A 14,590-nucleotide genomic window follows, 5' to 3' on the forward strand; every position below is an offset into this window, starting at 1 on the left:
TGCTATTTCCTATCATTCTAAATCGTCTCGATCAAGCAATCAAGTATAGCCTCAATCTTATGCTGCTTCTCCAAGTCCAGCCCTCCCAGCTTCTCCGCCAGAGGTGTCCATCGAATGGGAGTATCCACCGTAACATAGGCTGACAGGATGGCATCAGCTCCGGTTCCAAGGGCGTTGCAGATGTCAATCAAGGTAGGCAGGGCTGGCATCAGTAACCCACGTTCAATCCGTGAGATCGAGTTAGAGGCCACATCCGTTATCTCCGCAAGCTGCTCCTGGGTCATGCCTCTCTCCTTGCGTATGCGCTGTATCGCTTGTCCTCCCTGCTTGAAGTCCACCGCTATCCCTCCTGCGTCGATATTTCACCCATATTATGAGCGAACTAGACGTGTTAATTCCAGAACGCTATGGACAAAACTCGACGTATAGAGTATAATTAGGAGCAGTTCTTTGTGGAGGTGTTCCCCTATGCTGGATAGCTGCTGTGCTTTCACAGGTCATCGGCCACACAAGCTCCCATGGCGGTACAATGAAGCTGATAGCCGCTGCTTGGCCCTGAAAGCGGCGTTAGCAGGGCAGATTACGCAGCTAGTCGATGCTGGGGTGACAGACTTCTACAGTGGTGGAGCTGATGGGGTAGACTGCTGGGCGGCATTGATCGTCCTGGAGCTGAGGAAAAAGAACCCTGCGCTGAGGCTCCACATGCTCCTGCCCCACGAAGGACAGGCGGACAAGTGGAGTGATTCAGCACAGGAGAGGTATCATTCAATCTTGAAGAAGGCTGACTCCGTAGAGTATGTGAGCCGTGAGTATTACGATGGCTGTATGCTTGACCGGAACCATCGGCTGGTAGAAGCCACTGGGGTACTGCTGGCGGTCTATAATGGGGAGCGACGTGGTGGTACTGCGGCTACTGTCCGATACGCTCGGAAGCTAGGTAGAGGAATCATCATTCTCGATCCGGTCACGCTTGAAGTCGCCGAGGATTAAGTCGGATGAGCGGTAGCCGCAACTATATATTCTTATCTCGGTGGCAGGAAGATGATCTCGCAGCTCAGTGGAATCAGCTTGCGCGAAGAGCGGATATTCGATTTCGAAAACATAGCAGGAACCTTTTAACGACCCTTCAAAAGCACCTTTTGACGACTGGATTTTAGGCGTCGGACGATGATAAACTATGAACAGTATACTCTTGCCGGGAAAGGAGGATGGGACTTTGATTGACATTGATCTGGATAACCTCAATGAAGAAGATGTCTATAACGCCTTTGGTGTTGACGGCAATGAGGGCGAGGCTCTGAACGACATATACCTGGAACTCTATGAGCTGATCGGTCGCGATGGTATGCTCAAGCTGTTCAAGTATTTCCGTGGTGACAAGATCGACTGTCCCATGCGGCTGTACCGTCCAGAGTTTATCGCTGACTTAGCCAAGCAGACCACAGACCGACGGGAACGTGCCAAGATTGCGAGAGCTGCCGGGTACACGGTGAAGTTCATAGAAGGTATGCTGCGGAAGCGTCGGGATGAAGAGGAACCCGAATGAAGTACACACAACAAAGAGTAGGAGGAAAATAGAAATGTTCTGTCACAAGTGCGGAGCGCAGATAGCCGAGGGAGCTGTCTTCTGCCATAAATGCGGTACGAAGGCGGTCTATGAGGAGGATGCTGCCCAACCCGCCGAGCAAGCTGTTGTCAGCGTAGCACCGGTAGCGGCTGCTCCAATGCGCTCTACCAACACAATGACCAATCAGGATAACTTCAAGGAGTTTGTGGACAACCACATTCAAGCAACCACTAAGTTTCGGTCGGCAGAGGATCTTCTGAAAAATAGTAAACCACAGATGTTCCTGTGGCTTTGCTTTGGTATCCCTGCGGTCATAGGTCTTGTAGCAGGCGGTCCGGTAGGTTCCTTGCTATTTGGCCTTGTATTTGGACACACAGCTAGGTGGATAGCTGGTGGAATCATTCGTAATAAGTACATCGCAGAAACTGTGGGGAGATTGAATGGGAAGATTGACATCAACGATCTGCTCCGGTTTCTAAATGAGTATTTGAACTATCTGTATCCATATTTCCATGAAGGAAAGCTCAATGCAGGTGTTTTGAGGATTCCATTTGGCATAAAGCAGAAGAGTACAGCAATTATTCATGTGATACCTGATAAAGAAAGCGCCGGTGCCGATAGCTGGAAATATGTATTTGATGCAGAAAACGATCCAACTGTGCTTTCACGCATCATAGGAATTACTATTTTCTCAGTTATCCAAATTTACAGCCCAAAGCACACCTGTCTGTTTAAGACGGTTCCAATCTTGCAAGCGGCTATGGAATACTATTTGAAACAATACAGGGAGGGTACTAATCATGTTTTGTCCTAAATGTGGTGCTAAAGTTCTTGATGGCGCAGAGTTTTGCCAGAAATGCGGTACTAAATTGGCTGCAAATACATCCACGTCTAACCTGACAGATTCACCACATCCAAAAAATAAGACTACGGTGGCTGATCCAAAGAGGAAGAAATCTAAAAAGCTGTTTATTATCCTTGGTGTAGTCCTTGCTTTCATTGTGATACTAATTGTAGCAAATGCTGATAATTTAGCAGAGAGAGGCGCGCAAGATCAAAAAGACGAAGAACATATAAAATCTCAGCAACAGGATTCCGCAAGTGTAAATCTTTCGGAAATTTACATAAACGAAGAAGAGGGGTTTTCTTTCAACTACCCAAGTGCATGGGTTCCTGTTAGCGAGGAGGAATATTCAAGTCGCTTCGGCAGCATCGAAGGTGAAGAATATCCCCTGGTTCTGCTTGCAAACGAAACTGACGATCTTCCAGAGGCAAATACCTACATCATGGTATCAAAAATCCCTGCAACGCAGGATGCCATAAATCATCTCTTTATAGATGACGAGCAGTTTGCGGCTACATTTGACAATGATGTTACTATTAAAAACACATTAACTGCTGAGATAGATGGCGTTGCGGCGAGAGAAATTACTTATCTAACTTCGGACGGGATTGGTTATCAGAGCTACTTCTATGCGATTGGAACTGCAATCTATCGGATTGATTTCAGTTGGAGGGGAGAAACATCTGGAAACAATCAAAGGTTTTTTGATGCAATCATAGACAGCTATAAGATTACTTCCCCCGAAACTGCCACTGTAACTGATACCTCCGGCAAACTGCTCTGCAAAAATATATCAGTTGATGCAATTATGCAAATGACCGCAGATGAGGTTATTGCTACTTTTGGCGAACCTGAAATATATATCGAAAATGAAAGTATTGAATACGGTGCTGATGCTCCAGAATGGATGTATTTTGACATTTCTAGTGGAAACACAGTGTTTAGTTTCAGTGCTAATTCAGAGGAATTTACGTTGAATGGGCAAGGTCTTAATTTGTATTTTGACGATCTCGTAAGCCTGCTTGGTAATGATTATAATAGCCTTGGGGGATCGGGATACGAGTGGATTATTGGAAATCTCTCTTATATTTTCTATATTCCTCCAGAGGACTATATTGCTTATAGCCTCGTGATTTCCAAGTTTGATACAGATGTCCCGGTTGATAACGATGCGCTTCTGGAACAAAATGAATACTACACCAACTCAGACTCTGAGTTATATGGCAGATGGAGATCCAGCGAAGGGAATTCTATTGAACTCTCCGAAGGGGGTTCTGGCAGCATGAGCTTTTGCCTGTGGAGCCAAGATCAATTAGGGAAATGTGATTACATTTTGTGGCAGGCCAATAATGGACATCTAACATTGGAACCTCATTTCTCATATCAAATGAACTACGAATATATGCCAAAGTCGGAGAAAAATCCTCATGATTATATAGCCCTTCCAATTTGGGGGAAATTCTACCGTGTAAAAGGGACTGAGGGTGACAGCATTGTTGGATCTTGGGCGATTGAGTCTGTCAATTCGGACCGCACTAGCCTTGGGCTTTATGAAGATGGAACCGGATATTGGTATGGACACGATGCTTATTATTGGAATGCCACCGATACAAACCTTGAAATTTGCATAAGTCTTCAAACTGGATGCGATTACTATGTGGCTGGCGATATGCTTGAATTGTTTTTCTCTAATGGCAGTATGATCTTTACCAGAGTTGGAAGCTGACAATTCACATTCACAAATAAAAGGGGGGATGTGGTCGCCCCTTTTCCCTGCACGCAGCTTGTAGTGAGGAGATATAGCCAATGAATACGAAGAATCTAACCCATTATGTGAACCCGCCATGCGCCAAGTGTCCGTACAAGCTGGGCTTGGTACATACGGTAGTCAATCCTTGTCCTCAGTGCAAGGAGAGCGGCTATCAGACGTTCGAGAGATTCCAGAAGCAAGCGTTGGGAGATAGCTCGACCTCTGAGCATGGGAAAAGGTAAAGCTGTAGAATTGGATACATGGTCACAAGGACGCCTGTGTTGGGTGTCCTTGTTTTCATCGTATGGTGTTCGCCCTCAACGACATATTCTATCAATGACATCAATAGGAAATGGAGTGATCTGCATTGTCCAAGAAAAAGATTCTCAAAGCAATCCTGCTCGCCCTCTCTGTCCTGCTGACGGCGGCACAGAGCACAGATGGAAAGGAGGAACCTGCGAAGTTCAACGATGACCCTGACACATACTCGGAATAGAGGGCTTCCCGTGTGGGAGGCCCTCTATTTCTCTGCCCAAATCAACAAAATCAAAACAAAATAGGAGGTAACTGTTATGCCCGCTAATGTTGAAACTATGTTCTACGTCCGTGAAAAGCCCTGGCACGGCCTGGGTACTGAGGTGCAGGAGGCCCCTACCTCCGCTGACGCTCTGATCTACGCTGGCCTGGATTGGGAGGTCATTCAGAAGAACGTCTACTCCGAGGATGGCTCCTTGATCGCAGGGTACAAAGTGAACACCCGCAGCACCGACAGCGCCGCCCTGGGTATCGTCAGTGACCGCTACAAGGTGGTGCAGAACGAGGACGCTTTCCAGTTCACCGATGATCTGCTGGGGGCTGGTGTGACCTACGAGACGGCGGGAGCGTTGCAGGGTGGCCGCAAGGTCTGGATGCTGGCCCGTATGCCTCACCGCTACATCATCGCCGGGGACGAGATCGCCCCCTATCTGGTGGTGATGAACTCCCACGATGGTAGCAGCGGTATCAAGGTTGCCATGACCCCCATCCGTGTTGTCTGCCAGAATACCCTTAACCTGGCTTTGGACAGTGCCAAGCGCATCTGGACCACCAAGCACACCGAGAACGTCATGCTCCGTGTCCACGAGGCCGAGGAAACCCTGGGACTGGCTGAGAAATACATGGGTGAGCTGGGCCGTGGCATTGATACCCTGTCCAGGATCAGGCTGACCGATAAGACGGTCATGGACTTCATGAATGAGTTCTTCCCCGTCACCCTGGATATGCCCGATGTGCAGCGCAAGAACAATCTTCGTCTGTTGGAGGACATGAAGCGGCGGTACTGGGAGGCTCCCGATCTCTCCAACGTAGGAAAGAACGGCTACCGCTTCGTCAATGCCATCAGCGACTTTGCCACCCATGCCGATCCCATCCGCAAGACCAGGAACTACAACGAGAACCTGTTCCTCCGCACTGTCGAGGGCAATCCCATGATCGACAAGGCGTACAAGATGGCACTGGCGGCGGCGTGATGTTCTATGGCAAATAGGGAGCGCATGGCTACAGGCTGTGCGCTCCTTATTCTATTTCAATGAAAGTGAGGTTATCATATGCCTGCAAAAGTATTGGTATCTACCGAGAATATGCCCTATGCTGACTGGTTGGAGTACCGCAAGCAGGGCATCGGAGGTTCGGACGCTTCTGTAGTCTGCGGTATCAACCGCTATAAGTCCCCTGTGGAGCTGTGGCTGGATAAGACGGGCCAGCTCCCGCCCCAGGAAGCCGGAGAAGCTGCCTACTGGGGGACGCAGTTGGAGCCGTTCGTCCGGGCCGAGTTCACCAAGCGCACCGGAATTGAGGTCAGCTATAAGAGTGAACTGCTCCAGAGCGAGGAGCATCCCTTCATGCTGGCGAACCTGGATGGCATCTGTGAAGTCCCGGATGTTGGCACTTGTATCTTCGAGGCCAAGACTGCCTCCGCTTACAAGGCTGGGGAGTGGGAAGATACCATCCCGGACGAGTACATGCTTCAGGTACAGCACTACATGGCCGTCACTGGTTATGCCGGAACCTACATTGCGGTGCTGATCGGCGGCAACACGTTCAAATGGCGGTTTGTGGAGCGTGACGAGGAATTGATTTCTATGCTCATTGAGCTGGAAGCGGCCTTCTGGAACCATGTCCAGGACTGTACGCCCCCGCCGCTGGATGGCTCCGATGCCTCTGCCAAGTTCCTTGCTGACCGCTTCCATGACAGCATTCCCAAGTCCCACATCACTTTGCCCGACACTGCCGCTGATCTGCTGGCCCAGTATGATGAAGCCTGTGAGCAGTTGGAGATCGTCACCGAGCGGAAGCAGAAGGCCGAGAATCTTCTGAAGGAGATGATGGGCGAGAATGAGGTTGGGACTACTGGTGATCGGATTGTCACCTGGAAGAGCGTGTCCCAGGAGCGGCTTGACAGCAAGACCTTGAAGGCCGAGCATCCCGCTCTCTATAAGAAGTACGCCAATAAGTCATCCTACCGCCGCTTTACGATCAAGGCGGCGAGTTAAATTTGGGAGGTTCATTATGGATAATACGAAACTGAAAGGCCGCATGAGCGGCAAGGTGCAGGAGTTGCAGCAGCCTGCCGGAAATCAGACCATCACCGTTACCTCTGCGCCGGAAACCTCTCTGGCCCAGGTGGATTCCACCTATCTGGCCCTGACCAACAACGCCCTTGACATCATCCGGGCCAACTTGAAGAGCCAGCCGTTGACGCTGGATCTCTTCGACATCGTGAAGTCGCCCTCCGGCGGTTCCACCGTGTTTGAGGTTCCGGGGTTGGCGGGGAACGAGGCCGCCATGGAGCTGACGGGCATTGTGCTGGACTACACTACTCCCAGGGCCTATTGGGATACCCCTGATCCGGTGGAGGGTACGCCGCCTGTCTGCATGAGCCAGAACAGCATCATCTCCCACGATGGGAAAGCCTGTGCGCACTGCCCTTACAACGACTTCGGCTCCAAGGATGGCGACAGCAACGCCAAGGCGTGTAAGGAATCGGTGCTTCTGTTCCTCCTGCGGCCCAACAGCATCATTCCCCTGCTGGTTCGGGTTCCCGTGACCAGCAAGCCCAGGTTCTTGAAATACTCCACCCGGCTGCTGAGTACCCTGACGCCGATCTCCAGTGTGGTCACGAAGATCACTTTGGAGAAGGCCACCAGCAAGCAGGGTAAGCCCTACGCCCTGTTCAACTTCCAGACGGTCAGCACTCTCAGCCCAGAGGAAGCGGCCCAGGCAAAGGCGTTCGGGCAGCAGTTCATGGAGATCGTGAACGCTGCCCAGATGGTGCCGGAGCTGGCGCAGGCCAGCTAAGATAAGATGCGCTACGATGGCCCGGTGTCCCTGCCTTGCGGCAGGGATGCCGGGCTATTTACTTTTGGAGGAATCACTATGAACTATAGCGAACTGAAACGGGTCTTCCGGGAGCTGAAAGCTACCTCTCCCAGGGATGATCTGACGGCGCACATCATCTTCACGGAGGACAGCTTTGCCACACAGTATCCGTTGTTGAGCCGTACCTATCGTTTCAACAGCGACAACAAAGGGTTCCGTCCTCGTATGTTCAGCAACTCTATCTTTGCCTACTGCCTGGATAAGACCTCCGATCAGGGTGTCCGGCTGGACTGGTACATGGCTGAGGAAGGGAATCCTGGCGGCTGGAAGGTAGAGGACTGCTACATCCTAGAGCAGATGCGGGATGTGGCAGCTATTCCCAACCTGACCAGCACAGAGCAGGGTGACGGGACTGTCTGCTACTTCTTCGGTGACACCTGTATCCGGGTCCATGAATCCTACGAGGGTGGAAAGGTTCACCTGGAGCCTGTGCGAGGGGATCAGACCGCTTGCGGTGAGTGGGTAGAGCTGTCTGTTGACCGGGTATACGGCTACTGTACCCTGCTGGAACGGCATCTGAATAGAAAGGAAGGGCGTTGAACATGAAGATTGGCGATTCTGTTTATACGCCCCGGTTCTGCACAGTTCGGATTACCGCTGTCTTTACTACAGAGGCGGAGGCCCGTGCTGCCGGGTACTGCGAACCGACCTACTACAAGGGCGATCACATTATCCTTGGGAAATCCCTGGATATGTACCACATGGAGTTCGCCGCTGTCCCCAAGGGAGCGAGCCATGAGTAGAAAACATAAAAAGGTACACGGCAGGCCCACGCTCAAGAGGTTCTGTGATCCTGGCGTTTGCGACTGCTGCCAGTACATCGGCGAGGGTGATTTCCTGTGTGATAAGCACATGGAACTCGTAGTCTCTGACTGGGAGCCAACTGAATCCTACCTGATGTGCCAGAACCAGGACAAAGCTGCTGGAGGTGGTGCAGATGGAAAAGAAACTTAAAATCTGGCGTGTCAATTCAAAGTTCCTTGGCCTGGTCATAGACTTCCGTACTCCGTCGGGCCTCTTTCTGACGAAAGAAGGCCGTAAATGGGTGGCGGTGGACAACACCACCGGGGACGCATGGACAGAGGAATTTCCCCGGAAGCGTCAGGCCATCCGCTGGCTGCGGGGGAAATTTGAGATATAGAAGGAAGGTGTTACTATGCGTGTCTTAGTAGTTGAACCGGAGCGCAGACCGGAAGTGCGGGAAATTGATGATTCCCTGAAAGTCATGCAGGAGATCGTAGGGGGCTTGATTCAGCCTATCTATCCTTTCGATGATCCCGTTGCGCTGGTTTGCAATGATGAGGGTAAGCTGATGAACCTACCGGCGAATCGGGGGTTGCGGGATAAGGATGGACAGTTCTACGACATTGTGTCCGGGACCTTCTTCCTGTGCGGTGCTCCCGCTGACAGTGACCACTTCACCAGTTTGACCCCCGAGCAGATCGAGCAGTATCAGGAACGGTTCTGCACTCCGGAAATGTTTTGGGGTATGGATGGCCGTATCGTTTGCCTGCCGCTGGAAGTTGATTGAGAGGTGGGAACATGAATCCTGATAACCCTTTCATCGGGAAGTCCATAGCGGTCACGGGTAAGCTGGACAACTACACCCGTGATGGTATCAAAGCTCGGTTGCTGGAACTGGGAGCCAAGCCCGTATCCAAGGTGAGTGGGAGAACGGATTACCTGATCCTGGGAACGAGGCCCGGCAATAAGCTGGTCAAGGCTCTGGCCCTGGAAATCACCGTCCTGTCTGAGCAGGAATTTGAGCGTATGAACAGTTAGCGGAGCGGCGGGGTGGATTGCCCCGCTGCTTCTTTATAGGAGGTCATCCAGATATGAGGGACATATCTGCGAAACGTGCTGTCGAGCTGAGGTGGCCCGAGGTCAGCGGCATTGTAGCAAAAGAAATCAAGGAAGTCCTAGGGCTTCAAGTCCAGTGCAGGGCCAATGTGGTAGACGGCTCATTTTGGGATGTGACATTTATAAACTGCCGTCTCCCCCTTCCGAAGCTCTGCCAGCTCTTGCAGGCTACACAGGCCGCACCGGAGGACTGGGAAGATGCTCTGCCTGATGAGGGTGGCACAGATGTCGGCGGCATTGGAATCGTGCTGGCTGAGAAATTGATCGCCCGACACCTGCATCTCACCTGGGAACACCATTTGATTACTGCGGACAGTTTATGGCTGGTCGGGGTGGCAGACATCCCCTGCTGAGAATTATCCCATGTATCAATAAAAACCATCATGAAGGAGTTGAGAAGAATGAGGGCTTTGCGGCCTATGACACAGGAAGAACGGGACTTTGCGGAGCAGCACCACAACCTGGTGATCGACTTTCTCCGTTACAGGCGTCTCCCGATGGACGAGTTCTATGATGTCGTGATCTTCGGCTATCTCTCCGCTGTGCAGCAGTACATCCGTAACCCCCCAATGGGGGTGAACTTCAAAGCTATGGCGTTCCGGGCCATGAAGGACGCCGTTCTCCGGGAAGGTGAATATCATTCCCGTGCCAAGCGTTGCGGCGTCACCGTAGGGCTGGATGATGTTGAACTTACAGACCCCAGGCAGGATACCGAGCGGCGGGTTGAGGGCAAGGCCCTTCTGGAACAGGTGGTGAACGTGGCTACTCCGAGAGAGGCCAGGATCATCAACCTTCTGATTGATGGCTTTACTCTCCATGAAGTGGCACGGCTCCTGAAGATACCAAAGGGTGCTGCTGTAAACTGCATGGAGGACTTCTGCTGCCGGGCCAGAGTTGCCATTGGCTGAAATCAAGGCTGGGGCCGGTGGTTATCGGTTCCAGCCAATTACTATTTTATGGAGGTGGAGCATGAAAGTCAAGGCTTATATCCACAGTCTGAAAGATCATGAGCACGACCGCCATGTGTTGGGCGAGGCGGAGATCATTGAGTGCATCGGCGACAACCGTTATCTGGCCGAGGTCAACGGCGTTCGGTGTACGGCCATCTTCAACTTTTTCACCGGGGCCTACTATGTCGATGACGTGTACGGCATCCAGAAGGAGGCTGTCAATGGGTAGACCGAGATTCAAGGTGACTATCACCGAGACATTGAAGCGGACAGTTGAGGTAGAGGCCAACGATCAGTGGGAGGCCGAACAGATGGTATCCGATGGTTGGCATGGCAGCAAGTACATCCTGAGTGCGGACGACTTCGCAGATGTGGAGTTTGAGGCCGCACCTGTGTTGAAGTAGGCGTCTCAAATACGGTCGTTAGTGGGACGGGCCTAGTGGGGCTGGAATACCCCTTTGAAATCAGGTGGTATTAAGGGGTATTTCATCCCAGAACTCGTTCCAATATCTATATCCCTATTCTTATACGTTAATGGGAAGGAAGTGGAGGATGAAGAACTACACATTCGGATACGCCCGTGTCAGCACCGAGCAGCAGAACCTTGACCGCCAACTGGATGCTCTCAGGAAATACGGGTGCGATACGATCTACAATGAAAAGATGACGGGAACCAAGCGTGACCGTCCTGAGCTGGCGAAGATACTCGACCGGATGACCGAGGGTGATACCGTGGTGATCGAATCCCTGTCGAGGCTGGGGCGCAGTACCAAGGACTTGATCGAGCTGACAGAGTTGTTTCAATCCAAGGGTGTTCACCTGGTCAGCTTGAAAGAATCCATTGATACCAGTACATCCACGGGCAAATTGCTGTTCACTCTCATGTCGGCCATCGCTCAGTTTGAACGTGATGTGATTGCTGACCGTACCCGTGAAGGATTGAAGTCAGCTAGGGCCAGAGGAAGGACAGGTGGCAGACCCAGGACAGATGCCGATGCCGTCAGGAAGGCCATCAAGCTCTACAATACCCGGCAGTATTCCATCAGGGAAATCGAGGAACTTACCGGAGTTAAGAAGTCTACCTTGTACCGGAACCTACCAACTCAGAGCGGACTGAATGGTAATAAACTAGACTAACTGCATTTCGGGGAAAGCTACTCTAGCGAGAGAAACATCATTATATGCGTGCATGAGATTGGGGATACGCGTAATACCCCAATCTCTGGGAATGGTTACAGGGTTGATGCCAATGTCGGATAAGTCTTTCAGGGTGCGTTTGAAGGCTACCAAGTCTTCCCCTTGGTGCAACGCCTTTGCTCTGGCCAGACTCCGGCGTTGGCTCACCTCCTGCAAAGCACCAAGCAGACGATTTCTTTTTTGCTTATTGAAGTCCTGTCGCAGGATAATCTTCTCAGCCTTGGACAGTGTAAACCAGTCGCCTTTGCCAACCGCCATTTTGTAATGATAGTTGACCACTTTCAGGCAGGCTTGGTATTTAAGTAGGTCATGGTACTTGTTGATACTGTCGTTGCCATCTTTCTCTGCTCTTCGTGAGAGAGCATACACCTTGGGATACTTGCATTGAACCTCGAATCGAATAATGTCCTGTGCTTCTTTTAACATAGCCTGCGAGATAGAACCTGGATTCTTTTGATTTCTCTCCCGTAACTCCACTTGCTTCCCATAGCAGTTGATGTTCGCAGACTTGCATATCAGATAGAAGCTATCTGGTTTGCTCTTCATTCGGTGGGCCGTGCTGTCGAACTCAGTCCATTCCCCGAAATGTGGTGGTACATCTCCTCGCCGGATCAGCTTCATGACTTGCTCGGAGCTACACTCAGGGGCAAGCTCATTCAAAGAGAAGTTAATGCAGTAGTCGATCCGTTTGATTCGGTAATAGTCAAAGGTTCTTAATACAGGAGATATACTCCGCGCTATACGATTGAAGTTGATTATAGCGACTTCCATATCGTCTTCAGTTGCGGCGTTGACGTAATCATGATTGCCGCCAAGGATTTTCGGGTTGATTGTGGCCTCAATGGTATACTCCTTGTAAGCATTGCTTTGCATATCAGATCGGATCATCCATTTAACACCATGATCTTTATCTGGATAACTGATTTTAAGATTTAGCGGAAGAACAAGTCTTGTTCCCATATGTATGGGACTATACTCACGCCATTCTTTTTCTCCTCCTGGTAAGGTAGTTAGCATAAGCATCCTGATAGTACCTGGTTGCTTGGAGTGTCTATAGAAGTGCTTGATTAGCCGCTCTGTTTCATCGTGGGTCAATCGTAAGACCATGTCCACGGTGTGGAATCCTAATGATGATCTTCGCATCGTGCGTCTCCTTTCGGGTAGGTAATCTATAATCAAATCGTGTAACGGGCTACTATGAAGGACTACTCGCAGAAGGGACTCGGATATAATAAATGGAGTTTACCATCCCTCTAGCGTGCCGGTATTTGCCGTAAGTGCTGGATGAGGAACAAGAGAAAGAACGCTCGCTCTACATCAACAGCTTGGAGGTCTTGTCATCCATTCCTTCGTGGTACCTGTTTGGATGTGTGATCTCAATCATGGCTCTATACTTCCTGCACCTTCGGTGTGTGCTCCTGGAACCTCATCACTAATAGCAACGGTACTCTCATCTCATGGCATCATGAGCATCATCGCTAAGGTGGTGTGGCTGAGCTTCACTGCATAACAAGAACATCTCGTAACTCTTGTCCTTCATATTGTGAGGTTGTTGATTCGCAGTTTCTGCATCATCATGATTGTACTAGAAGGTAGGTGTGTGTATCGTAATGAGTCCTATCATGAGACCTGATTATCAACTTGTATGTATATAAAAACTTTATAGATAGTAATACTGATACTAGAGACGATCATGCAACAAGACAAGCAGCGGGGCAGGGCCATCACGCCCTGCCCCGTGTTGTTCGTTCTCAATTAAGTTGAGTAGTCATGCCCTGCATTTCCCCTCTCACGACCTGTTCTCAATTTGATAACAAGAGATTCTTGACAGATTCTTTCAAAGACTCTGGACTTTCCGACAGGAATCATATATAATAGAAGAACAACGAGAGGAGGATTTACCATGGCAGATAATCCTAATAACGGTATCATTGAGCCAATCAGGAGAAACAGCAATGCCAGCTCAGATAAGAACTGTCCTTCCTTAAAAATAACAAATATCAAGCTGGACACCCTAGTACCCTTTGCCGATCATCCCTTCAAACTATACGAAGGGCAGCAGTTGGCAGATCTGGTTTGTAGTATCAGAGACAATGGAGTTGAACAGCCTATTATCGTTCGTTCAATCGGTGATAAGAAGTACGAGATACTTGCAGGGCATAACAGAGTTCATGCAGCAAGAGAAGCAGGGTTGGATACTGTTCCTGCTATTATCCGTGATGATCTAAGTGATGAAGATGCCAAGATACTTGTTGTCGAGAGTAACTTCAACCAGCGGTCTGTAAAGGAAATGAAGCCCAGCGAGCTTGCTAACTCGCTTCATATGCTGAACGAGGCCATGAAGAAAAAACCTGGGTATCGTTCGGACTTACAGGAGCCGGAGGATGGTTCTCAATCTGATAACAGGTTGCGGACAATGCACGTCATTGGCAAGAAACACGATCTGTCACAAGCGACCATCGCTCGGTACATCCGTATAGCTCAGTTGTCCGAGGGATTACTGGAGTGCTTGGACAGCAAAATGATAGGGCTGGGTGTCGCAGAGCAGTTATCTTATCTACGGCCAGACGAGCAAGCTATCGTACAAAGTCTGGTTGAAGGTGATACTAAAATAGACTTACAGCAAGCCCGGGAACTGAAAAGGCAATCGTCCGACCATGAGCTTAGCGAGGATGAAATCAATGAGATCATTAGCCCCAAGGCCACTGTTCCCAAAAGGAGGGCAATTAAACTGAGAGAAGAACTCTTCACGAGGTACTTCACTGAGGGCGAGACGCCAGAAGAAATCGAGAATACCATTGCAAGAGCCTTAGAGCTGCTTCGGTCGCAGTCCACATCCTAAAATAGATGAAGCCTTTTTGCTATACGACAAAGGGGCTTCATTGCTTCTATCAAGTTAAAATATCCCACTGAGGATTACTGAGAACTCCTGTTGATTGTCAGCCCACGGTCTGTCTCTGTGTATGAAACACATCGGTTCACAACCTTCCTGTAAAAAAATTTGC

The 14,590-nt window shown here is 50.1% G+C and carries 23 protein-coding genes; 21 read left to right on the plus strand and 2 right to left on the minus strand.

Going from position 1 to position 14,590, the window contains the following annotated elements; translation table 11 throughout:
- Positions 1-17 precede the first annotated feature (17 nt).
- Positions 18-338 (minus strand): helix-turn-helix domain-containing protein, encoded by a 321-nt coding sequence (locus tag C814_RS18755; RefSeq protein ID WP_016317002.1) that lies wholly within the window; start codon positions 336-338, stop codon positions 18-20.
- A 130-nt stretch (positions 339-468) separates the two neighbouring features.
- Between C814_RS18755 and C814_RS18760 the strand changes: the two genes are divergently transcribed.
- The 20 genes from C814_RS18760 to C814_RS18830 all read left to right on the plus strand — a co-directional run bounded on the left by C814_RS18760 (position 469) and on the right by C814_RS18830 (position 11,525).
- A complete protein-coding gene (locus tag C814_RS18760; protein WP_016317003.1) occupies positions 469-990 on the plus strand; it encodes an SLOG family protein in 522 nt (173 codons plus the stop codon).
- A 187-nt stretch (positions 991-1,177) separates the two neighbouring features.
- Positions 1,178-1,546, plus strand: a complete 369-nt coding sequence (locus tag C814_RS18765; RefSeq protein ID WP_242829026.1) for a hypothetical protein — start codon at positions 1,178-1,180, stop codon at positions 1,544-1,546.
- Between the two features lie 34 nt (positions 1,547-1,580).
- The gene (locus C814_RS18770) at positions 1,581-2,381 is read left to right on the plus strand and encodes a zinc-ribbon domain-containing protein (protein WP_016317005.1); all 801 of its coding nucleotides are present in this window, start codon (positions 1,581-1,583) and stop codon (positions 2,379-2,381) included.
- Positions 2,368-4,137 (plus strand): PsbP-related protein, encoded by a 1,770-nt coding sequence (locus C814_RS18775; RefSeq protein ID WP_016317006.1) that lies wholly within the window; start codon positions 2,368-2,370, stop codon positions 4,135-4,137. Before C814_RS18770 ends, C814_RS18775 begins: the two co-directional genes overlap by 14 nt.
- A gap of 80 nt (positions 4,138-4,217) precedes the next feature.
- Positions 4,218-4,403, plus strand: a complete 186-nt coding sequence (locus C814_RS0105455) for a hypothetical protein (protein ID WP_016317007.1) — start codon at positions 4,218-4,220, stop codon at positions 4,401-4,403.
- 125 nt (positions 4,404-4,528) lie between these two features.
- Positions 4,529-4,657 (plus strand): hypothetical protein, encoded by a 129-nt coding sequence (locus C814_RS24810; RefSeq protein WP_016317008.1) that lies wholly within the window; start codon positions 4,529-4,531, stop codon positions 4,655-4,657.
- A 76-nt stretch (positions 4,658-4,733) separates the two neighbouring features.
- On the plus strand, positions 4,734-5,669 hold the full coding sequence (locus C814_RS18780; RefSeq protein WP_016317009.1) for a DUF932 domain-containing protein: 936 nt from the start codon (positions 4,734-4,736) through the stop codon (positions 5,667-5,669).
- A gap of 78 nt (positions 5,670-5,747) precedes the next feature.
- Entirely contained in the window at positions 5,748-6,692 is a 945-nt protein-coding gene (locus tag C814_RS18785; RefSeq protein WP_016317010.1) for a YqaJ viral recombinase family nuclease, read from the plus strand.
- A 16-nt stretch (positions 6,693-6,708) separates the two neighbouring features.
- Positions 6,709-7,497, plus strand: coding sequence for a hypothetical protein (locus C814_RS18790; RefSeq protein WP_016317011.1), 789 nt, complete (start codon positions 6,709-6,711; stop codon positions 7,495-7,497).
- A 78-nt stretch (positions 7,498-7,575) separates the two neighbouring features.
- Positions 7,576-8,118: a hypothetical protein gene (locus C814_RS22530; RefSeq protein WP_016317012.1), complete on the plus strand. Its 543-nt coding sequence runs from the start codon at positions 7,576-7,578 to the stop codon at positions 8,116-8,118.
- A gap of 2 nt (positions 8,119-8,120) precedes the next feature.
- Positions 8,121-8,321: a hypothetical protein gene (locus C814_RS18795; protein WP_016317013.1), complete on the plus strand. Its 201-nt coding sequence runs from the start codon at positions 8,121-8,123 to the stop codon at positions 8,319-8,321.
- Positions 8,314-8,532, plus strand: coding sequence for a hypothetical protein (locus C814_RS0105465; protein ID WP_022788546.1), 219 nt, complete (start codon positions 8,314-8,316; stop codon positions 8,530-8,532). The genes C814_RS18795 and C814_RS0105465 overlap by 8 nt, the downstream gene beginning before the upstream one ends.
- Positions 8,516-8,719 carry a hypothetical protein gene (locus C814_RS18800; protein ID WP_016317014.1) on the plus strand — a complete coding sequence of 68 codons (204 nt, stop codon included), beginning with the start codon at positions 8,516-8,518 and terminating at the stop codon, positions 8,717-8,719. The genes C814_RS0105465 and C814_RS18800 overlap by 17 nt, the downstream gene beginning before the upstream one ends.
- A 15-nt stretch (positions 8,720-8,734) precedes the next feature.
- A complete protein-coding gene (locus C814_RS18805; RefSeq protein WP_016317015.1) occupies positions 8,735-9,109 on the plus strand; it encodes a DUF3846 domain-containing protein in 375 nt (124 codons plus the stop codon).
- 11 nt (positions 9,110-9,120) lie between these two features.
- Positions 9,121-9,360, plus strand: a complete 240-nt coding sequence (locus tag C814_RS18810; RefSeq protein ID WP_016317016.1) for a BRCT domain-containing protein — start codon at positions 9,121-9,123, stop codon at positions 9,358-9,360.
- A 53-nt stretch (positions 9,361-9,413) separates the two neighbouring features.
- Positions 9,414-9,791, plus strand: coding sequence for a hypothetical protein (locus C814_RS18815; protein ID WP_016317017.1), 378 nt, complete (start codon positions 9,414-9,416; stop codon positions 9,789-9,791).
- 66 nt (positions 9,792-9,857) lie between these two features.
- A complete protein-coding gene (locus C814_RS22535) occupies positions 9,858-10,346 on the plus strand; it encodes a sigma-70 RNA polymerase sigma factor region 4 domain-containing protein (RefSeq protein ID WP_051142481.1) in 489 nt (162 codons plus the stop codon).
- 61 nt (positions 10,347-10,407) lie between these two features.
- Complete coding sequence (locus tag C814_RS18820; RefSeq protein WP_016317019.1) at positions 10,408-10,617, plus strand: hypothetical protein; 210 nt, start codon at positions 10,408-10,410, stop codon at positions 10,615-10,617.
- Positions 10,610-10,792, plus strand: coding sequence for a DpnD/PcfM family protein (locus tag C814_RS18825; RefSeq protein ID WP_016317020.1), 183 nt, complete (start codon positions 10,610-10,612; stop codon positions 10,790-10,792). Before C814_RS18820 ends, C814_RS18825 begins: the two co-directional genes overlap by 8 nt.
- A gap of 148 nt (positions 10,793-10,940) precedes the next feature.
- Positions 10,941-11,525, plus strand: a complete 585-nt coding sequence (locus C814_RS18830; RefSeq protein WP_016317021.1) for a recombinase family protein — start codon at positions 10,941-10,943, stop codon at positions 11,523-11,525.
- On the opposite strand, the gene C814_RS18835 is transcribed toward C814_RS18830, so the two are convergent.
- Positions 11,517-12,728 carry a hypothetical protein gene (locus C814_RS18835; RefSeq protein ID WP_016317022.1) on the minus strand — a complete coding sequence of 404 codons (1,212 nt, stop codon included), beginning with the start codon at positions 12,726-12,728 and terminating at the stop codon, positions 11,517-11,519. The genes C814_RS18830 and C814_RS18835 overlap by 9 nt on opposite strands.
- 760 nt (positions 12,729-13,488) lie before the next feature.
- On the opposite strand from C814_RS18835, the gene C814_RS18840 reads away from it, so the two are divergent.
- On the plus strand, positions 13,489-14,427 hold the full coding sequence (locus C814_RS18840; protein ID WP_016317023.1) for a ParB/RepB/Spo0J family partition protein: 939 nt from the start codon (positions 13,489-13,491) through the stop codon (positions 14,425-14,427).
- The last annotated feature ends 163 nt before the right edge of the window (positions 14,428-14,590 follow it).

The sequence above is a fragment of the Anaerotruncus sp. G3(2012) genome (genome assembly GCF_000403395.2).
Lineage (GTDB): Bacteria > Bacillota > Clostridia > Oscillospirales > Ruminococcaceae > Anaerotruncus.